This is a genomic window from Streptomyces spectabilis (assembly GCF_008704795.1).
In the GTDB taxonomy this organism is placed as follows: domain Bacteria; phylum Actinomycetota; class Actinomycetes; order Streptomycetales; family Streptomycetaceae; genus Streptomyces; species Streptomyces spectabilis.
The window spans coordinates 7906261-7927561 of record NZ_CP023690.1 but is presented as its reverse complement, the minus strand read 5'-3'; the positions used below and the strand labels follow the sequence as shown (position 1 = coordinate 7927561).

Below are 21301 nucleotides of genomic sequence, written 5' to 3'. Positions count from 1 at the left end.
ATGAGCACCCAGCAGTCGATCATCAACTACATCGCCGACGTCTGGCTCGACGGCGATGCCGAGGGGCTCGACGCCCACCTCCCCATCGCCGAGCTGAACATCATCGACTCGGCCGGGATCTTCGACCTCGTGCACTACCTGCAGACCGACTTCCGCATCACCGTGCCGCTGCGGGAGATCTCCCCGGCGAACTTCCGGACCGTCGACTCGATCGCCGCGCTCGTCGACCGGCTGCGGGCCGCGGGCAGGCCCGAAGGAGAGGCCGTGCGATGACCAGTGTGCACCGGCAGATCGTGGACATCGTGGCCTCGCGCACGCTGTACGACGAGTCGTACCTGTCGCCCGAGAGCCACTTCGAGGCCGAACTCGGCATCGACTCCGTCATCTTCGAGTCGATCCTCGCGACGGTCCGGGAGCGCTTCGCCCTCGGCGCGGAGCTGCCCGCCGGGCTCGCGACCATCCGGGAGCTGGTCGACGCCGTCGAGGAGGCGCTCGCGGGCGCCGCGGCCCCCGCACCGGCGCCCGCCGCCGAAGCCGCCGCCACCGGCGACCCGCTCACCGAGGCCGTCGTCGGCGCCGCCATGCGCCACACCCAGTACGCCCGTGAACAGCTGCCCCTGGACGCCGACTTCGAGGGCGAGCTGGGCATCGACTCGGTGGTGCTCGTGTCCGTCGTCGCGGACAGCGCCCGCGCCCTCGGCCTTCCCGACGGGCTGGCGGGCACGGTCACCGCGCCCTCGCTGCGCGCCCTGATCGCCGAGCTGCGCCCCTTCCTCGACAGCGCCGCGGCGGTCACGGAACACGGCGCCGACTGGGACGGCCGCTCCATGAAGGACTTCGTGGAGAAGCGCGACCCCGACCTGTTCGCCAAGGCCCGCGGCTTCCGCTCCTATCTGCGCGGCCGCGAGGCCGAACACCTCTACTGGTACGGCATGCCGCTGCACTCCCGCTGCGGCAGCCGGGCGCTCATCCTGGACGAACTGACCGGCCAGAAGCGCGAGTTCCTGATGTTCGCCTCCAACAACTACCTGGGGCTCGCCAACCATCCGAAGGTCATCGAGGCGGTGTGCGACGCCACCCGCACCTTCGGCGCGACCCACACCGGCTCGCGCTTCATCGGCGGCACGAACATGCTCCACAAGGAGCTGGAGCGGCGCCTCGCCGCGTTCAAGGGCCGCCCGGAGTGCATCGTCTATCCCGGCGGGTACGCCGCGAACCTCGGCGCCATCTCGGCGCTCGTGAAGAGCTACGACACGCTGGTCGTCGACAAGCTCAACCACATGAGCATCGTCGACGGCGCCCGGCTCTCCGGCGGCGTCCGCAAGATCTACCAGCACAACGACATGGCGGACCTGGAGCGCATCCTCAAGCGCCGCGACGACCGCTCGGGCGGCGCGCTGATCGTCGCCGACGGCGTGTTCAGCATGCACGGCGACATCTGCGACCTGCCGCAGATCGTGCGGCTCGGCAAGGAGTACGGCGCCCGCGTGCTGGTCGACGACGCGCACGCGACGGGCGTGCTCGGCGAGCGCGGCACCGGCACCGCCGAGCACTTCGGCCTCAAGGGCGAGGTCGACCTGGAACTCGGCACGATGAGCAAGGCCCTCGCGGGCATGGGCGGCTTCGTCGTCGGCGAGCCCGAGGTCATCGAGTACCTGAGGTTCTACTCCCATTCGTATGTGTTCGCCGCCAACATCCCCGCGGGCGTCGCGGCCGGGCTCATCGCCTCGCTCGACGTCATCGAGGCCGAGCCGCAGCGCGTGGGCCTGCTGTGGTCCAACATCCGCTTCCTGCGCCGCCTGCTCGTCGACGCGGGCTTCGACCTGGAGAACACCGAGAGCGCGATCCTGCCGCTGGTCATCGGCGACGAGCGCAAGGCGATGGAGATGGGCCGCGCCGTGCGGGCGCGCGGCCTGTTCTGCCAGACGGTGGTGTTCCCCGGCGTGCCGCTCGGCGACGCGCGGCTGCGGATCAGCGTCACCTGCGAGCACACGCGCGAGGACCTCAGGACCGCGGCGGGCGTCTTCGTCGAGGCCGCCCGCGAGGTCGGCGTGCTGCCGTCGGCGGGGTGAGCGCGATGACGACCGGGACCAGGGCCGCGCACACCGCCGATGCCCCGCGGGACGGGTCCGCCACCCGCGCCGCGCTGTCCGACGTCGCCCTGATCCGCAAGCCGTGGCCGCTGGACGCCGAACAGACCGCGCGGCCCGCCTTCGTGGGCCCCCGGCCGCGGACGTACGGCGCGTTCGCGGCGCACGTCGCGGCCGTCGCCTCGGGTCTGCTCGGCGTCGGCGCGGCGGTCGGCGACCGGGTGGCGATCTGGCTGGACAAGCAGCCGCGCTACGCGGAGGCGATCCTCGGCGCGCTGCACGCGGGCTGCGCGTACGTGCCGCTCGACGGCGGGCAGCCGGTGGCCCGCGTGGAGACGATCCTCGCGGACGCGGAGCCGGTGGCGCTGTTCACGGACCGCCGCCGCCTGGCCGCCCTGAGCGGCCGTCAGCTCCCGTCCTCGCTCCGGGTGATCGTGCTCGCCGACGAGCAGGAGGAGGCCGAGGAGGCCGCGGCGGACGGCCCGCGGGACGGCCCGCGGGATGCCTTGGGGGCGCCACCGCACAGCTGGGCCGACTTCACCTCCTCCGCCGCCGGGCACGTCGTGCTCCTCCCGCCCCTGGAGCGCGACGACCTCGCCGCGATCCTCTACACCTCCGGCTCGACCGGCACGCCCAAGGGGGTGCGGATCAGCTACCGGAACCTCGCGGCCTTCATCCGCTGGGCCCGCGAGGAGCTGGCCGTCGGCGCCGGGGATGTCTTCGCGGGCCACGCCTCGTTCAACTTCGACCTGTCCACGTTCGACCTGTTCACGGCCCTGTCCGTGGGCGCGGCCGTGTGGATCGTGCCGGACGAGCAGGCCCGTGACGTGGGCGCGCTCGCGGCGGGCATCCGCGAGCACGGCGTCACCGTGTGGTACTCGGTGCCGTCGGTCCTGCACCTGCTCACGGTGTCGGGGGCGCTCACGCCCGAGACCGTGCGGGGCCTGCGGTACGTCCTGTTCGCGGGCGAGGTGTTCCCCATCCCCCACCTGCGGGCGCTCGCCGCGCTGCTGCCCGACACGGCGGTGCTCTACAACCTGTACGGGCCGACGGAGACGAACGTCTGCACCTACCACCGCGTGCGCCCCGAGGACCTGGCCCGGCAGGAGCCCGTGCCGATCGGCACCCCGCTGCCCGGCGCCCGGGTGTCCGTCGTGGACGCCGCGGGCCGCGTGGTGACCGGGCAGGGCGCCTGCGGCGAACTCGTCGTCGAGGGCGACTGCGTGACCCCCGGCTACTGGCGCCGCGAGTCCGAGCCCGCGGCCGCGGGGCACCGGCAGGGCCGCCACGCCACCGGCGACCTGGTGAGCCACGACGGTACGAGCCTCGTCTACCGCGGCCGCAAGGACCGCATGGTCAAACTCGCCGGCTACCGCGTGGAACTGGGCGAGATCGAGGCCGCGGTGCTGCGCCACCCCGGTGTGGCACAGGCCGCCGTCGTCGCCGAGGCCCGCGACGGGGAGCCCGTGATCGCCCTGTACTTCACGCTCAGCGGCCGCACCCCGCGGCCGGGCCTGATCGAGCTGAAGCGGCACTGCGCCCAGCACCTGCCCCGCTACATGCTGCCGCGCACCGCCACCTGCCTCGACGAACTGCCGCACAACGCCAACGGCAAGACCGACTACCACCGCCTGGGCGGCGCCACGCCCGCGCCCGCCCGCGCCCGGCGGGCCGAGCCCGGCACCTGACCGGCGACCGACGGAGACGTACATGACCCATGGCCCGACCGAGATCCCCCGGCGCGGCGGCGCGTCGCGGGCCCCGCGGCACCTGGTGGCCCTGGTGCGCGAGCACGCCGCGCACCGGCCGGACGCCGTCGCCTACCGCTTCGTCGAGGGCGCCGACGCCGCCGCGACGGCGTGGACGTACCGCGAACTCGACCTGCGCGCACGGCGCGTCGCGGCGCTGCTCCAGGCCGAGGGCCTCACCGGCGCGCCGGTGCTCCTGCTCCACCCGCCCGGACTCGGCTACATCGCGGGGTTCCTCGGCTGTCTGTACGCGGGGTCCTTCGCCGTGCCCGCCTATCCCCCGGACACGCGCCGCTTCGGCCAGACCACGGCGCGGCTCGCCGCCATCGCGCGGGACGCGCGGGCGACGCACGCCCTCACCACGGACGACCTGGCGCGCCTCGCGGACGAGCGCAAGGACGAGCTCGCCGCCCTTGGGCTCGGCGGGCTCCGCTGGCTGACCACGGGCGGGCCCGGGGCGCCCCCGGACGCGGGCGGCGCGCCGGGCGCCGACGACTGGCGCGAGCCCGACCTCGACGGCGACTCGCTGGCCTTCCTCCAGTACACCTCCGGGTCGACGTCCGCGCCCAAGGGCGTCATGGTCGGCCACGGCAATCTGCTGCACAACCTCGGCGCCATCCACCGCAGGCTGGAGCACGACGAGCACTCCGCGATGGTGTCGTGGCTGCCGCCGTACCACGACATGGGTCTGATCGGCGGCATCCTTTCGCCGCTGTACGGCGGTTTCCCCGCGCATCTGATGGCGCCGATGTCCTTCGTGCGCAAGCCGCTCCTCTGGCTGCGGACGCTCTCCGACACGCGGGCCTCCACCAGCGTCGCGCCCAACTTCGGCTTCGAGGCGTGCGTCCGCCGGATCACCGACGAGGAGCGCGCCGGGCTCGATCTGAGCCACTGGCGCCTGGCCCTGAACGGCGCGGAGCCGGTGCGCGCCGACACCCTCGACGGCTTCGCCGAGCGGTTCGCGCCGTGCGGGTTCCGCCGCGCCGCGCTGCTGCCCTGCTACGGCCTTGCCGAGGCCACCTTGATGGTGACCGGCGTACGCGCCCAGGAGCCGCCCGTCATCGGCGCGTTCGACGCGGCGGCGCTCGGCGCGGGCACCGCGGCCCCCGCGGACGGCGGCCGCGTCACCCGGGTCGTCGGGTGCGGCCCCGCGGTCGAAGGGCTGGACGTGGCGGTCGTGGACGCGGCGACGCGCCGCCGGATCACCGCCGACGGCACCGTCGGCGAGGTCTGGATCGCGGGCGGCAGCGTGGCGCGGGGCTACTGGCGGCGCCCGGAGGCGACCGAGGAGACGTTCCGGGCGCGCCTCGCGGACGGGGGCGACACGCCGTATCTGCGCACCGGCGACCTCGGCTTCACGCGCGCCGGGCAGCTGCACGTGGTCGGCCGCACCAAGGACGTGGTCATCGTGCAGGGCCGCAACCACTACCCGCACGACGTCGAACTCACCGTGGAGCGGGCCGACCCGGCGATCCGCGCGGGCTGCGGCGCCGCGTTCGCCGTGGAGGTCGACGGCGCCGAACAGCTCGTGGTCGCGTACGAGATCGACGGCAGGCGCGCCGGGAACGCGCCGGAGCTGCTCGCCCGGCTGCGCACCGCGATCGCCGAGGAGCACGAGGTCGCGCCGCACGCGGTGCTGCTCCTCAAGCGGTCGACCGTGCCCAAGACCACCAGCGGGAAGATCCAGCGGCAGGCGTGCCGACGGGACTTCCTCGGGCTCGGCCTGAAGGTCGTCGCCGCCAGTGTGGCTCGCGATACGCGCCCGAAGGGGCGCGGGGAACTGCGCGACCAGCCACGACGGACCCGCGGGCAGCAGACGGCCCAGCACATCATCGAGACCTTCCCCGACCACGTCACCGACACGGAGCGCGAGTTCGCCGAGGTGGGGCTCGACTATCCCCAACTGCTCGATATCGTACGGACTTTGGAAGAGCGGTACGACACCGTGCTACCCGTGGGGGAGCTGCTGGCGCGGCCCCGGGTCGGCACGCTCGTCGAGTTGCTCGCGCCCGCCGGGCCGCCGGGCGGGGCCTGGGCGTCCGACGCGGTCGAGGCGTGGCTGACCGCGCGGGTCGCGGAGCGCCTCGGTCTCGCCGCCACCGCCGTGGACCCCACGAAGCCCCTCGCCTCGCTGGGTCTGGACTCCAAGCAGGCCGTGGCCGTCCTCACCGAGCTCGGCGCGCGCACCGGCCGCGAGATCCCCGCGTCCGTCGTCTTCGACCACCCGACGATCCGCGCGATCGCGGCGCACCTGGCGACCACGCGGGGCACGGCCCCGGCCGACGGCGCGGCGCCCGAGGACCGGGACGCGCCCGAGCCCGTCGCCGTCGTCGGCATCGGCTGCCGCCTCCCCGGCGCGCCGGACCCGGACAGCTTCGCCCGGCTGCTGCGCGACGGCCGGGACGCGATCACCGAGGTGCCGCCGGGGCGCTGGGACGCCGAGCGGGTCGCCGCGCCGGACTTCGGCGGGTTCCTGGACGGCGTGGCGGACTTCGACGCCCGCTTCTTCGGCCTGTCGGTGCGCGAAACGGTCCGCATGGACCCGCAGCAGCGGCTCCTGCTCGAAGTGGCCTGGCAGACCCTGGAGGACGCGGGAATCGACCCGACGTCGCTCGCGGGCAGCGCCACCGGCGTGTTCGCGGGCATCAGCAGCCACGACTACAGCGAGCTCCAGATGGGCCGGCTGGACACCGTCGACGTGCACGGCGCCACCGGCAACGCGCACTCCGTCGCCGCCAACCGCCTGTCGTACGTCCTCGATCTGCGCGGCCCGAGCCTCGCCCTGGACACCGCGTGCTCGTCGTCCCTGACGGCGGTGCACCTGGCGTGCGACAGCCTGCGCCGGGGCGAGTGCTCCCTGGCGCTCGCGGGCGGGGTGAACCTGATGCTCACGCCCGGCCTCTCGGTGGCGTTCGCGGACGGCGGCATGCTCGCCGACGACGGGCGCTGCCGCACCTTCGACGACGCGGCGGGCGGCTACGTGCGCGGTGAGGGCGCGGGCCTGGTGCTGCTCAAGCCGCTGTCCGCCGCGCTCGCCGACGGCGACCGGGTGCACGCGGTGATCAAGGGCTCGGCAACCGGGCACGGCGGGCGCGGCAACGGCCTGACCGCGCCCCGGGGAGCGGCGCAGCGCACGGTGATCGAACAGGCCCTGGGACGCGCCGGGCTGAGCGGCAAGGAGGTCGACTACGTCGAGGCGCACGGCACCGGCACCCCGCTCGGCGACCCCGTGGAGTGGGAGGGCCTGGCGGGCGCGTACGGCATGGGCCGCCCGGACGGCGCGCGCTGCCTGGTCGGCTCGGTGAAGACCAACATCGGGCACCTGGAAGCGGCCGCGGGCATCGCGGGCCTGATCAAGGCGGCGCTCGTGGTGCGCGACCGCGAGGTGCCGCCGACGCTGCACCTGCGGACGCCGAACCGGCGACTGGACTGGGAGGGCGCGGGACTCGACGTGCCGACGCGCCGGACGCCGCTGGCGGCCCGGGGCCCGGTGCGGGCCGCGGTCAGCTCCTTCGGGTTCGGCGGCGCGAACGCGCACGTGGTCCTGGAGTCGCCGCCCGAGCCCGCTCCCGCCGCCGCCCAGGAGGCGCCCGCCCGGCCGGTGCACGCCCTGTGCCTGTCCGGGCACACGCCGACCGCGCTGACGACGCTGGCCCAGGCGTGGCGCACCCATCTCGCCGCCCATCCCGACACGCCCGTGGGCGACCTGTGCCGGGCGGCGAACACCGGCCGCGCGCGGCTCGCCCACCGCGCGGTCGTCGTCGGCGGCTCCGCCGCGGCCCTCGACTCCGGTCTGGACGCGCTCGCGCGCGGCGACGCGGCCCGGGGCGTGGTGCGCGGGACGGCCCCGCACGGCCCGGCGCCCAAGGTCGCGTTCCTGTTCACCGGGCAGGGCACGCAGTACCCGGGCATGGGAGCGGGCCTGTACGACACGCACGCCCCGTTCGCCCGCGCCATCGACCGGGCGGACCGCGTGCTGCGACCCGAACTGGGCCTTCCGCTACAGGAGTTGCTTTTCGACACCGCAGGGGACATCGCAGGGGACACGGCTGGGGACGCGGCCGAGGACGCGGCCGGGCGGCTGCGGTCCACCCGCCGCTGCCAACCCGCCCTGGTGGCCCTGGAGGTGGCGCTCGCCGAGCTGTGGATGTCGCTCGGGGTGCGGCCCGCCGCCGTCCTCGGGCACAGCGTCGGCGCCTACGCCGCCGCGTACGTGTCCGGCGCGCTCTCCTTCGACGACGCCCTCACCCTCGCCGCGGTGCGCGGCCGTCTCATGGCCGAGCAGCCGGGGGACGGCGCGATGATCGCCTGCGTCGGGGACGCGGACACCGTGCGGGCGGTGGCCGAAGGACTGGACGCCGTGTCGGTGGCCGCCGTCAACTCCCCCACCCACCTCGTCCTGTCCGGCGAGCGCGCGCAGATCGAGCGGGCGGGCGCCGCGCTGCGCGAGCGGTCGGTCACGGTCAGGCCGCTCGCCGTGTCGCACGCCTTCCACTCGCCGCTGATGGCGGGCGCCGCCGAGCCGCTGCGGGCGGCCGCGCGGGCGGTGCGGTTCGCCGAGCCGGTCATCCCCTGGGTGTCGGACGCCACCGGCGAACCGGCCGGGCGCGTCGACGCCGACGCCCTGGTGGACCACCTCCTGGGCACCGTGCGCTTCGCCGACGGCTGCGCGGCCCTGCGCCGCCTCGGCTGCACCGCCTTCGTGGAGGTCGGCCCGCATCCGACGCTGCTCGGCCTGGCCCGCGCCACGGCGCCCGCGGCTCCCGCGGACACCGGGCGGCCCGCGCTGTGGCTCCCGTCGCTGCGCCGCCCCGCCTCCGGCGCGGCGACGGGCGCCGGCGACTGGGAGACCCTGCTCCAGTCCCTCGGACGGCTGCACTGCGCGGGCGGCGCGGTGGACTGGGCGGCACTCGACGAGGGCCGCTGCGGGCCCCGGGTGCCGGTGCCGCACGCGGTCCTGGAGCGGGAGACGTATTGGTTCACACCGCCCCGGACCGAGGCGGCGCACGAGGGGGCCCGGCCCGAGCCCGCGGCGCGGGCGACCGCGCCCGAGGCGGCGCCCGTCCCCGTGCCCGTGCACGGCCCCGCCTCCACCCGGCACGAGGTCGTCGCCCACGTGGCTCGCGTCTGCGGGTACGACGCCCGGCAGATCCCGGGCGACGCGCGGCTCGGCATGGACCTCGGCTTCGACTCGCTGATGCGGCAGGAGCTGGAGCGCGCGCTCGGGCGGCGGTTCCCCGACCGGCTCAACGGCAACCGCGAGCGGCTGCCCGACGACCCGACCGTCGGGCAGCTGGTGGACCTGCTCGACGGCGCGGGAGCCGGCACGGGAGGCAGCGCGACAGACGCCACAGGACCGGTCCCGGCCGCGCCCCCCGCCGACGCGGCCGCCCCCGTCCGGCAGGAGCGCGTCTTCGAGGAGTGGCCCGAGTACGCCGAGCTGCAGGGCAGGCTGCGGCAGGCCACCGCCGACGGGGCGAACCCGTACGGTCGTACGCACGAGGGATTCAACGGCGCGTCGGCGCGCGTGAACGGCGTGTCCGTCCTGAACTTCGCCTCCTTCAACTACCTCGCCCTGTCGCAGCACCCACGGGTCCGCGCGGCCGCGAAGGCCGCCGTCGACCGCTACGGCACCTCGTGCTCGGCGACGCCACTGCTGTTCGGCGAGACCCCGCTGCACCACGCGCTCGACGCCGAGATCGCCTCGTTCCTCGGCACCGAGGCGGCCATCGTGTTCGCGGGCGGGCACGCCACGAACGTCGCGACGATCGGGCACCTCCTCGGCCCCGACGACCTGATCCTGCACGACGAGTGGATCCACGACAGCGCGGTGCGCGGCAGCGTCCTGTCCGGCGCGCGGCGCAGGCCCTTCCCGCACAACGACTGGCGCGCCCTCGACCGCCTGCTCACCGCGTCGCGCGACCGGGCCCGGCGCGCCCTGGTGCTCGTCGAGGGCGCCTACAGCCAGGACGGCGACCTGCCGGACCTGCCGAAGTTCATCGACGTCAAGCGGCGGCACGGGGCCCTGCTCATGGTCGACGAGGCCCACTCGATCGGCGTGCTCGGCCGCACCGGACGGGGCATCGGCGAGTACTTCGGCGTGGACCGCGCCGACGTCGACCTGTGGATGGGCACCCTCAGCAAGGCGATCGGCAGCCTCGGCGGCTATGTGGCGGCGCGGCGACCGCTCGTGGAGTACCTGAAGTTCACGGCCCCGCTGCACATCTTCAGCACCGGCATCTCGCCCGCCGGCACGGCCGCCGCCCTGGAGGCGATCCGGGTCATCCGGGCCGAGCCGGAGCGCGTGGCCCGGCTGCGGGGCCTCGCCGAGCACTTCCGGGACTCGGCGCGCGCCCGCGGCCTCGACATCGGCGTGTCGCGGGCGTCGGCGGTGGTGCCGGTCGTCATCGGCGGCTGGGAGCGGACCATGGCGCTCTCCAACGCGCTGCTCCGCCTGGGCGTGAACGTCATGCCGATCGGCCACCCGGCCGTCCCACGCGACGAGTGCCGCCTGCGCTTCTTCATCAACGCCGACCACACCCGGGACGAACTCGACCGCGCCCTCGACCTGTTGGGACGAGCCATGGCAGAGCAGCAGCACACCCCCGAGACCTCCGTCACCGGCGCGGGAGCGGCATCGGAGGCGTCGTCGGAACCGGCCTCCGCGTCGGTGTCCCCCGCCGCCGGAGGCACGGCGGCGCCGAGCCCGGCCGCACCCCCCGACGTGCTCGTGGCCGGGGCCGGCGGATTCATCGGCGGGCACCTCACGCGCCGCCTCGTCGAGCGCGGCCACCGGGTCCGGGCGCTGGTCCGCGAGGGCAGCGACCGCTCCGGCCTCGCGGATCTGCACCCCGACGCCGTCGAGGTGGCCACCGGCGACCTCACGGACCCGGAGAGCCTGCGCCGGGCGGCCGCCGGGGTCCGGCACGTCTACAACTGCACGGGCCTGTCGGCGGACTGGGGTCCCTGGGCCCGGTTCAAGGAGGTCAACGTCGACGGCAGCCGCAACCTCGTCGAGGCGGCCGCGCACGCGGGCACCGTCGAGCGGTTCCTGCACGTCAGCACCACCGACGTGTACGGCTACCCGGTCCGGCCCGGTGACGAGAGCACACCGCCGCGCGACATCGGCCTGCCGTACAACCGCAGCAAGCTCCTCGGCGAGCAGGCGGTGCGCGAGGCCGCGGCGCGCGCCCTGCTGCCCCTGACGGTGGTGCGGCCGGTCAGCGTGTACGGGCCGCGCAGCAAGGACTTCGTCGTCGAGATCGCGACGCTGCTCCTGAGCCGCCAGATGGTCTACATCCGCGGCGGCGACGTCCCCGCGGGCCTGCTGTACGTGGGCAACGCCGCCGACGCGATGATCGCCGCCTGCGCCGCCGAGGCCGCCGCGGGACGGACGTACAACCTGCGCGATCCCGAGCGCACGACGTGGCGCGCCTACATCGAGGCGCTCGCCCGCGGCCTCGGCGTCAAGCCGCCCGCCCTGAGCCTGCCCGCCCCGGTGGCGCGGGGCGTCGCGGCGCTCTCGGAGGGGGTGTACGGGGCGCTGCGCCTGAAGTCACGCCCGGTGCTCACCCGGCACGCGGTGCACCTGTTCGACCGCGACCAGTCGTACGCCGTCGACCGCGCCCGCGACGAGTTCGGCTTCAAGAGCGAGGTGGGCTTCGAGGAGGGCGTGCGGCTCACGCTCGCCTGGCTCGACTCGCCCGAGGGCCGCGCCCACGTCAAGCGCTGAGGGCCGCTCCGGCCGCCGCACTGCGAGAGGACCCCGTTCCGTGCATCTGACCGAGCGCCAGCGGCCCCCGGCCGGCGACTGGTTCGCGGGCCCCGGCCCGGGCCCTGACCCCGTGCCCGGGGCGCCGCGCCTGATCTGCTTCCCGTACGCGGGCGGCACGGCCTCCGTGTACCGCGACTGGCAGGCGCACCTGGGCGTGCCCGTGGTGCCGGTGCAGCCGCCCGGGCGCGGCCCGCGCCTGCGCGAGCCGCCGTACACGGACCTGGACGCGCTGGTGTCCGACGTGACGGACGCGCTGCTCGCGGCCGGGCTCGTCCACGACTACGCCCTGTTCGGGCACAGCATGGGGGCCCTCGTCGCGTACGAGGTGGCGTGCGCGCTGCGCGGGCGCGGCGCGCCCGGGCCCCGCCGCCTGTTCGTGTCCGGCAGCCGCGCCCCGCACCTGTACGCAGAGCGCGCCGACCACGCGCTCGGCGACGAGGAGCTGCGCCGCCTCGTGACCGACCTGGGCGCCGTCGCGCCCGGGGACCGGGTCGCGGGCGCGTATCTGGAGCGCAGGCTGCCGGTCCTGCGCGCCGACCTCACGGCCTGCGAGCGCTACCGGTGGCGCCCGCGCCGCCCCCTGGACTGCCCGATGACCGCGTACTCGGCCGTCGGCGATCCCCTCGCGCCCGTGCCGGGCGTCGAGGCGTGGCGCGCGTACACCGGCGCCTCGCTGCTCCGCCGCCACGTGCCGGGCGGCCACTTCTTCCTCAACGGCCCCGCGCGCCGCCCCCTCCTGCGCGACCTGCGCACCGAACTCACCCGTACCACCGAGGAGAAGGAACCCTCATGGACCTACTGAGCCTGGCCAAGGCCGTCAAAGACCGGGCGCAGGAGCCCTTCACGGACGTGCTGGCGGCGGCGCGGATCGTCACGGACCCCCGCCTGCCGCTGCTGCTCGTGCTCGACCGCACGCTGTTCACGCCGCTGTACCGGGCGTCGTTCCTCGCGGCGGCCGCGGGCTCGGGCGTCCTGTCGTGCCTGGCGGCGCGCCCCTGCGACCTGGAGAGCATCGCCGAGCGGATCGGGTGCGGCACCGGGCCCGAGGACCGGCAGCGCCTTCGCGCGTGGCTCGACATCGGCGTGCGCCTCGGCGAGCTGCGCAGGAAGGAGGGCTGCTACCGCCTGCGCAGCCGCACCGCCAAGGCCCTCGCGCGGGTCGCCAACGACCCGGTGGCGGCGGCCCTGGAGGAGCTGATGCGCTTCCACGTGCCCGCCCTGCGCGACGCCCCGCGCATGCTCGCCGACGGCGGCCGCTTCACCCTGTCCGACCAGGACGGCCTGGTCATCGCCCGCTCGTCCCTGGTGGTGCGCGGCTTCGTCGAGGCGGCCATCGACCGCACGCTGCCGCGCGCCGCGCCGGTGCGGCTGCTGGAGGTCGGCTGCGGCAGCGGCGCGTACGTCCGCCACGCCGCCGGGCTCAATCCGCGGCTCACCGCCCTCGCGGTCGACCTCCAGGGCGAGGTCGCCGAGCGGGCCGCGAAGAACATGGCGCAGTGGGGCCTCGCCGACCGCGTCGAGACCCGCCGGGGCGATGTGCGCACCCTGGACCTCCAGCCGCAGTTCGACGTGGTGACCCTGCACAACAACATCTACTACTTCCCGCCCGAGGAGCGCGTCGAGGTCCTCGCCCGGGTCCGCTCCTTCCTGGCCCCCGGCGGCACGCTGCTGCTCACCTCCTCCTGCCGGGGCGGCCGCACACTCGGCATCGAGGTGCTCAACCTGTGGTTCGAGTACGCGTCGTTCGGCGGGCCGCTGCCGCGCGAGGAGGAGCTGCTCGGCCAGTTGCGCGACGCCGGGTTCGACGACGTGCGGGCCGCGGGCGTGGTGCCGGGACAGCCGTTCCGCGTGTTCACCGGCGTCAACGCGCACGCGGGCCCCGTCGGCGCGCGTCCCGCCCCGCCCGCCCCGCCCGCCCCGCTCCCGCAGACCGCCGAGGAGGCCGCGTCATGACCACGAACGCGACGCCGGACCAGAGCACCGCCGCCCCCGCGGGAGCCGCCCCGCACGCGGATCTCGTCGCCGTCGTCGGCGGCCCGCACACCGCGGCCGCCGAGGCGCTCGGCGGCAAGGGCGCCCGGCTCGACGAGCTGACCCGGGCGGGCCTGCCGGTGCCGCCCGCGTTCTGCCTCACCACCGGCCTCTTCGAGCTGTTCCTGCGCGAGAGCGGCCTCGGCGCCGAGCTGCGCGCGGCCGAGGCGCGGGGTGAACCGGCCGCCGTCGTCAGGGAGTCGGTGCTCGCCCGTGAGATCCCGGAGTCCGTCGCGCGCACCGTCGTCGCCGCGTACGAGGAGCTGGGGCGCCCGCGCGTCGCGGTGCGCTCGTCGGCGGTGCGCGAGGACTCCGCGACGCGGTCGTTCGCGGGCCAGCACGACACGGTCCTCGACGTGGCGGGCGACGCGGCGCTGCTGGACGCCGTCAAGGTCTGCTGGGCCTCCCTGTGGTCGGACCGCGCGGCGGCCTACCGCTCGGGTTCGGACCCGGTCGGTTCGATCGCCGTGGTCGTCCAGGAGATGGTGAACGCGGACGTCAGCGGCGTGCTGTTCACCGTCGACCCGATCGGCGGGCGGCCCAACCGCCTGGTGGTGGAGGCCTGTTGCGGGCTCGGCGAGGGCCTGGTGTCGGGGCGGGTCTCCAGCGACTTCTTCGTGGTGGACGACCGCAGCCTGGACGTCGTCGAGGAGCGGGTGCGCTACAAGGTCACCAAGTGCGCCCCGCTCGCGCCGGGCCGCATCGGCATGACGAAGGTGGACGCCGCGGACCGGGACGCGCCGTGTCTGACCCGCGACCAGCTCACCGCCCTGGCCCGGCTCGCCCTTCAGGTGCGCGAGCACTACGGCAGCGAACAGGACATCGAGTGGGCGCTGCGCGACGGCGCCCTGCATCTGCTCCAGGCCCGGCCCATCACCACCCGGGCACGGCCCGAGGCGGCCGAGGGCGCCCGCAGCCCCTATCTGCCGCGGCACTGGCAGGAGCAGCCGGACGCGGTCCGGCACGGCACGCTGTGGTCGCGCATGGACATCGGCGAGATCTTCGTGGGCCTGATGTCCCCGCTCGGCCTGAGCTTCGCCCGCTACTACCAGGACCATGTGCACGGCGACTGCGCGCGGGCCCTCGGCGTGCGCGACGTCGGCGACGTCGGCCTGCACATGGGCTACTTCCAGGGCCATGTGTATCTGAACATCTCCTACACGGCGTATCTGCTCGGCCAGGCCCTGCCGACGCGCGACCAGCGGCACTTCACCCGCCGCTTCGTCAGCGAGGAGGTCGACCTCGCCACCTACGCCAACCCCTTCGGGTCGTTCCCCGGCGGCATGGAGGACCTCCTCTCGACCGCGCACTGGCTGCGCGAGACGGCGCGCGAGATGCTGGTGATGAAGGGCCGCGCCCGCGCGATGGTCGACACGCGCCTGTACGAGTTCGACCGCGCCCGGCGCCTGGACCTGACCCGGATGTCACGCCGCGAGCTGCACGCCGAACTCACCCGCTACCTGGACTACTTCCACGACGCGCACGTCGGCTACATGCCGTACTACATCAACGCGTTCGGGTTCTACGGCATCCTCACCGAGCTGTGCGCGAAGTGGCTCGGCGCCGCGGGCGACAACCTCCAGAACCGCATCAAGACCGATATGTCGAGCCTGCGCACGGTGGCGTCGGCGCAGGAGATCTGGGCCGTGGCGCAGGCCGCCAAGGCCAGGCCGCGCGTCATGGAGATCATCGAGGGCGCGCCCCTGGAGGAGGTCGCGGAGCGGCTGCGCGCGGACGCCGAGGGGCAGGCGTTCTGGGACACCCAGATGGAGCCGTTCCTGCGCGCCAACGGCACCCGGGGGCGGCAGGAGATGGAGCTGACCCACCAGCGCTGGATCGACGACCCCTCGTACATCTTCCAGATGATCCGCCGCTACGCCGCCGACGGCTTCACGGCCGACGACATCATGGGCCGCAGCCGGGCGCGCCAGGAGGGCGACGTCCGGGAGGTCCTCGGCGGCCTTCCGCTGCCGCGGCGCAAGACGCTGGAGGGCCTGATCTCCATGTACGCGCTCTGCAGCGAGCTGCGGGAGACCACCCGCATGTCGATGATCACGTCGATCTGGCTGGTCAGGAACGTGGTGTACGAGGTGGGGCGCCGGCTCGTCGACGAGGGCGTGCTGCACTGTCTCGACGAGGTCGCCCAGCTGGACTTCGAGGACGTACGCCGTTACGTGAGCGGCGAGTTGGCGGTGCACGAGGCGTTCTCGCGGGAGGCCGTCGAGGAGCGGCGGCGTGTGCACGAGTACCACAACCGCCTTCCGGAGCCGCCGCTGACGTTCGTCGGCGAGCACGACAGCACGCGCGCGGTGCGGCCGGTGAAGGACGGGGCGCGCCTCACGGGGCTCGGCTCGTCGCCGGGCCGGATCGTGGGGCGGGCCCGGATCGTGGAGGACCTGGTGTGGCAGGCCGACGAGTTCCAGGCGGGCGAGATCCTCGTGACCCGGCACACCGACGCGTCGTGGACACCGCTGTTCGCCATCGCGGGCGGCGTGGTCACCGACATCGGGTCGATGCTCTCGCACAGCTCCATCGTGTCCCGCGAGTTCAACGTGCCCTCGGTGGTCAACACCAAGCACGCCACCCAGACGATCAACACCGGCGACATGGTCATGGTCGACGGCGACACCGGCGTCGTCGAGATCGTCGAGGGCTGAGCGGCCCGAGCGTCCACCGGCTCCGCGCGGACGACGAGCCCGCGGGCAACCAGAGAGGAAAGCGAGAGGCGACCAGATGATCCCGAACCAGTGGTATCCGATCCTGCGGACCGAGGACGTCAAACGCGACGCCCCGACGGGCGTGAAGCGCCTGGGCGAGGAGCTCGTGCTCTGGCGCGACGTCGGCGGCAAGCTGGTGTGCCAGTCGGCGCGCTGCCCGCACAAGGGCGCGAACCTGTCCGACGGACGCCTCGTCGGCAACTCGATCGCCTGCCCCTACCACGGCTTCCGCTACGACACGAGCGGCGCCTGCCGGCTGATCCCGGCCCTCGGCACCCAGGGGCGCATCCCGGCGTCCCTGCGGATCGACACGTACGAGGTGCGCGAGAAGTACGGCCTGGTGTGGCTGTGGTGGGGCGAGCAGCGGGAGAAGCTGCCGGACATCGAGCTGCCGCACGAACTCGCCGAGCACCCCCGGCCGTACGAGACGATCACCTGGAGCAGGCCGGTCCACTACACCCGCTACATCGAGAGCCTGCTCGAGTTCTACCACGTGACGTTCGTGCACCGGGACCACTGGGCGAACATCATCGACTACACGTTCATGTACGGCAGTTGGCGCAAGCTGTGGACCGACGGGCGCGAGCGCTACATCGCCGCCAACAAGATCGTGAACCATCGCGTGGACGTGGACGGCACGATCATCCGCTCCACCTTCGACCAGTGCGAGGAGGGCGATCCCTCCAACATCTGGCACTTCGACCTGATCTACCAGGCGCCCTGTATGACCCATGTCCGCCAGGGCCTGTTGGAGGTCACCACCTGGCTGACGCCCATCGACGAGGAGAACACCCAGGCGATCATGCGCCTGTGGGAGTATCCGCTGCTCAAGCGGATGGTGCCGATCAAGCCGCTGCGGCCGTGGATCCTCAAGGCCTCGCTCCAGATGGAGAAGTACGTCCAGGACCAGCAGGACAACGACATCATGGCGCGCCAGGAGCCGAAGGTCAGCGAGCGCGGCGTCAACAAGCTCATCGCGCCGGACGAGATGAACGCCAAGTACCTCCAGATGCGGGACCGCCTGAAGGCGGAGGCCCGCGCGGAGTCCGAGGCGCGGGAGGCGGCGCGGGCGCGGGAGGCCGCGGCCGACGAGCGGCGGGAGGCGCCGGCCAACGGGTCCTCCTCCGGGAACGGCTCCGGCTCCGGGAACGGCTCCGGCTCCGGGAACGGCTCCGGGCGCGCCGGGCGGCCCGAGGAGGCGGCGGCCCGCGCGGGAGGCGTCAGCAAGAGCGCGTCCTGATCCGGGCGGGCGCGCGCCCGGATCAGGACGTGGCCACGCGCAGCGGGGCCTTGCCCACAGGGCCCTGCTCTCCCTCCTCGCCGAGCTCGTCCCACCACTGCGGGCCGTCCTCGATGTGGCGCAGCAGGACACCTTCGCGCAGCGCCCAGGGGCAGACGGCGGCCGACTTGAGGCCCATGAGCTTCATCGCCGTGTGCCCGACCACCGCGCCGGCCAGGCTCTGCCCTGCCCGTGGCGCAGAGATGCCGGGCAGCCGCGCCCGCTCGGCGGCGGGCAGCCGGGCGAGGCGGTCACGCGCCTCGCGCAGGCCCGAGCGGTACAGGGTCCTGCTCACGAACGGGCCGTGCCGCCCGGGGGCCTCCCCGGTGAGCCGTGCCAGCTGCTGGAAGGTCCGCGAGGTGGCCACGGCGGTGTGCGGCCCCTCCCAGCGGACCCGGGCCGCGACGTCCCGCAGCTGGTGGCGCACCCGGCGCCGCAGCGCCTTGACGTCCTCCTCGGTCGGCGGCGCCTCGGCGGGGAAGAACTCGTGGGTGAGGCGCTGCGCGCCGAGCGGCACCGCCACCGCGAAGTCCGGCAGCCGGCCGCGGCCGAAGGCCACTTCGAGGGAGCCGCCGCCGATGTCGATGAGCACCAGCGGCCCGGCCCGCCAGCCCAGCCAGCGCCGGGCGCCGAGGAACGTCAGCTCGGCCTCCAGCTCCCCCGGCAGCGTGCGCAGCCACACGCCGGTGCGCGCGCCGACGGTCCGCAGCACCTCGCGGCGGTTCGGCGCGTCCCGCACGACGGCGGTCGCGAAGGCCAGGGGGCGCCCCGCACCCCACCGTTCGGCGGTCGCCGACGCGGCCGTCACGGCTCTGCCCAGTCTCCGCACGCTTTCCTCGTCCAGGGGCCCGCCGGGCGCGACCTGCTCGCCGAGACGCAGCTTCCACTTCGCGGTGTGCACGGGCAGCGGCGCCCCGCTGCCCGTGTCCACGACCACCAGGCGCGCGGTGCGCGACCCCACATCCAACACACTCACTCGCATGAGCCCTCAGTACCCAACGGGAACTGCGGCACGCCCACGCTTCCGGCCAGTCATGGCATATGCCATGACCATCTACTTTCCCGCTCTCCTCCGGGTCCCTAGCGTGGGTCCATGACTCCAGCCACTCCACCGCCCGTTCCCGTGCACGATCTGGTGCTGCGCGGGGGTCGCGTCCTCGATCCCGAGAGCGGCCTCGACGCCGTGGCCGACGTCGGGGTGACGGGGCACTCGATCTCCGCCGTCTCGACCGCGCCACTGACGGGCCATCAGGTCATCGAGGTGGCGGGACTCGTGGTGGCGCCCGGCTTCATCGATCTGCACAGCCACTCGCACACGGTCGCGGGCCACCGCCTGCAGGCGCTCGACGGGGTGACCACGGCCCTGGAGCTCGAACTCGGGCTCTCCCCCGTCGGCGAGGCCTACCGCGTGGCCGCGACCGAGGGGCGGCCGCTCAACTACGGCTTCTCCGCGTCCTGGGCGCAGGCCCGCATGGCCGCGGTCGGCGGTCTTCCGCACGGCGGCGGCGCCCTCGCGGCCCTCGCCCACCTGGGAGCGGCCGCCTGGCAGCGCCAGGCGACCCGGGCCCAGGAGGACGCGCTCCTGGGCCTGTTGGAGCGCGATCTGGCCGACGGCGCCCTTGGCATCGGCCTCATCGTGGGGTACGCGCCACGCGTGCGGCCCGAGGAGTACCTCGCCGTGTCCCGGCTCGCCGCGGCCGCCGGAGTGCCCACGTACACGCACGCGCGCAGTCTCGTGGAGGAGGACCCGGAGACGCTCGTCGACGGCGCCGAGGAGATCGCCCGCGCCGCGGGCGAGACCGGCGTGCACGCCCACTACTGCCATGTGCCGTCCACCTCGCACCGGCACGCGGACCGCGTCCTCGCCGTCCTGGAGCGGGTCCGGGGCGAGGGCGCGCGCGTGTCCACGGAGGCCTATCCGTACGGCGCGGGCATGACGGCCATCGGCGCCGCGTTCCTCGATCCGGGCGTGCTCGCCGCCTCCGGGCGCGGCGTGGCGGACATCGTGCTCGCCGCCACCGGCGAGCGCCCGCGCGACCTCGACCGGCTCCGGGAGCTGCGCGCCGCGGACCCCGGGGCCCTCGCCTTCCTGCACTTCCTGGACGAGTCCGACGCCCACGACCGGGCGTTCCTCGACCGGGCCCTGCTGCATCCGCACACGGTGATCGGCTCCGACGCGATGCCGCTGACCTGGACGGACCCGACGGCCGACCCGCTGGCGTGGCCGCTGCCGCCCGGCGCCGCGGTCACGCATCCGCGCACCGCGGGCACCTTCTCCAAGACGCTGCGCCGGTACGTGCGCGAACTCGGCGCGCTCGGCCTGATGGACGCGGTCGCCCGGGCGAGCCTGCTGCCCGCGCGCGTCCTGGAGGCCGGGGTGCCCGCGCTGCGCAGGAAGGGCCGGGTCCGGGCCGGGTGCGACGCCGACCTCGTCGTCTTCGACCCCGACACGGTCAGCGACCGGGCGACGTACGCCGACAGCACCCGGCCGTCGACGGGCCACGCCCACGTACTGGTCGGCGGCACCCCCGTCGTCCGGCACGGCACCCTCCTGCCGGACGCGCTGCCCGGACGCCCGGTACGCCGCTGACCGCCGCGGGGCCGCTTCACCTCGGTCGCGCGGCGGCCCCCCGATCGCGGCCGGTCAGGGCGAGGAACACGTCGTCCAGGTCGGGGGTGTGCACGGTGAGCGCCTCCGCCTGGATGCCGGACGCCTCAAGGACGTCGAGGACCGCGCGCAGGACGGGGATCCTGCCGTCGCTCGACACCTGGAGCGTCAGCTCGGTGTCGTCGCGCGTGACAGTGCTGAGCGCGAGACGGTCGGTGGCGGCGTTCAGATGCCGGATGTCGGTGAACCGGAGACGGATGTGGCCGCCGGGAATGCGGCGCTTGAGCTCCTCGGCCGTGCCCTCGGCGACGATCCTCCCGCCGTCGAGCACCGCGATCCGGTCGGCCAGTTGGTCGGCCTCCTCCAAGTACTGCGTGGTCAGGAAGACGGTGGTACCGCTCGCGGCGAGGTCGCGGATGAGGTCCCACATCGTGCGGCGGACGCGCGGATCGAGGCCCGTCGTCGGCTCGTCGAGGAAGACCACGCCCGGGCGGCCGACCAGCGTCATCGCCAGATGCAGCTTGCGGCGCGTACGGCCGGAGAGCGAGGCGGCGACCTTCCGCGCGACCTCCGACAGGGCGAAGCGCTCCAGGAGTTCGGCGGCCCGGCGCTTGCCCTCGGCCCGGCCCAGGTGCAGCAGGTCCGCGATGAGGAGCAGGTTCTCCTCGACCGTCAGCAGACCGTCCACGGCCGCGTACTGACCCGACACACCGATCTCGGCACGCACCGCGTCCGGGGCCTCGCGCAGCGAGTGCCCGGCCACCGTGGCCCACCCCTCGTCGGCGCCGATCAGGGTGGACAGGATCCGCACGGTGGTGGTCTTGCCCGCACCGTTCGGACCGAGCAGCGCGAAGACCGTGCCGGGCATGACGTCCAGGTCGACCCCGTCGAGCACCACCTTCCCGCCGTACGCCTTGCGCAGCCCCCGAGCGAAGATCCCGCGGGACTCCCCGGTCGTTCGGATGGTGGCGGTCATGGTGTCCCTGCTCGTTGCCGTCGGCGCTTCGGGGCGCTCCCGGCGCGCGAGGGGCCGCCGCGCGCGACCAGCACCATC

The 21301-nt window shown here is 74.6% G+C and carries 11 protein-coding genes; 9 read left to right on the top strand and 2 right to left on the bottom strand.

Annotated features, from left to right (window positions below):
- The 8 genes from CP982_RS34440 to CP982_RS34405 all read left to right on the top strand — a co-directional run bounded on the left by CP982_RS34440 (window position 1) and on the right by CP982_RS34405 (window position 17600).
- Window positions 1-273: an acyl carrier protein gene (locus CP982_RS34440; protein WP_150514039.1), complete on the top strand. Its 273-nt coding sequence runs from the start codon at window positions 1-3 to the stop codon at window positions 271-273.
- Window positions 270-2072, top strand: coding sequence for an aminotransferase class I/II-fold pyridoxal phosphate-dependent enzyme (locus CP982_RS34435; RefSeq protein WP_150514038.1), 1803 nt, complete (start codon window positions 270-272; stop codon window positions 2070-2072). Before CP982_RS34440 ends, CP982_RS34435 begins: the two co-directional genes overlap by 4 nt.
- 5 nt (window positions 2073-2077) lie before the next feature.
- A complete protein-coding gene (locus CP982_RS34430; protein WP_150514037.1) occupies window positions 2078-3778 on the top strand; it encodes an amino acid adenylation domain-containing protein in 1701 nt (566 codons plus the stop codon).
- Window positions 3779-3800: 22 nt separating this feature from the next.
- Complete coding sequence (locus CP982_RS34425; protein WP_150514036.1) at window positions 3801-11570, top strand: type I polyketide synthase; 7770 nt, start codon at window positions 3801-3803, stop codon at window positions 11568-11570.
- A gap of 40 nt (window positions 11571-11610) precedes the next feature.
- Window positions 11611-12414 (top strand): thioesterase II family protein, encoded by an 804-nt coding sequence (locus CP982_RS34420; RefSeq protein ID WP_150514035.1) that lies wholly within the window; start codon window positions 11611-11613, stop codon window positions 12412-12414.
- Complete coding sequence (locus CP982_RS34415) at window positions 12402-13565, top strand: SAM-dependent methyltransferase (RefSeq protein ID WP_150514034.1); 1164 nt, start codon at window positions 12402-12404, stop codon at window positions 13563-13565. The genes CP982_RS34420 and CP982_RS34415 overlap by 13 nt, the downstream gene beginning before the upstream one ends.
- Window positions 13562-16300 (top strand): undecylprodigiosin ligase RedH, encoded by a 2739-nt coding sequence (redH, locus tag CP982_RS34410; RefSeq protein WP_150514033.1) that lies wholly within the window; start codon window positions 13562-13564, stop codon window positions 16298-16300. Before CP982_RS34415 ends, redH begins: the two co-directional genes overlap by 4 nt.
- A 76-nt stretch (window positions 16301-16376) precedes the next feature.
- Window positions 16377-17600: an aromatic ring-hydroxylating oxygenase subunit alpha gene (locus CP982_RS34405; protein WP_150514032.1), complete on the top strand. Its 1224-nt coding sequence runs from the start codon at window positions 16377-16379 to the stop codon at window positions 17598-17600.
- Window positions 17601-17622: 22 nt separating this feature from the next.
- Here the strand turns inward: CP982_RS34405 and CP982_RS34400 are convergent, their stop codons facing one another.
- Window positions 17623-18621: a Ppx/GppA family phosphatase gene (locus tag CP982_RS34400; protein WP_150514031.1), complete on the bottom strand. Its 999-nt coding sequence runs from the start codon at window positions 18619-18621 to the stop codon at window positions 17623-17625.
- 111 nt (window positions 18622-18732) lie between these two features.
- Between CP982_RS34400 and CP982_RS34395 the strand changes: the two genes are divergently transcribed.
- Entirely contained in the window at window positions 18733-20229 is a 1497-nt protein-coding gene (locus CP982_RS34395; protein WP_170316541.1) for an amidohydrolase family protein, read from the top strand.
- A gap of 16 nt (window positions 20230-20245) precedes the next feature.
- On the opposite strand, the gene CP982_RS34390 is transcribed toward CP982_RS34395, so the two are convergent.
- Window positions 20246-21223 carry an ATP-binding cassette domain-containing protein gene (locus CP982_RS34390; protein ID WP_150514030.1) on the bottom strand — a complete coding sequence of 326 codons (978 nt, stop codon included), beginning with the start codon at window positions 21221-21223 and terminating at the stop codon, window positions 20246-20248.
- Window positions 21224-21301: the final 78 nt, after the last annotated feature.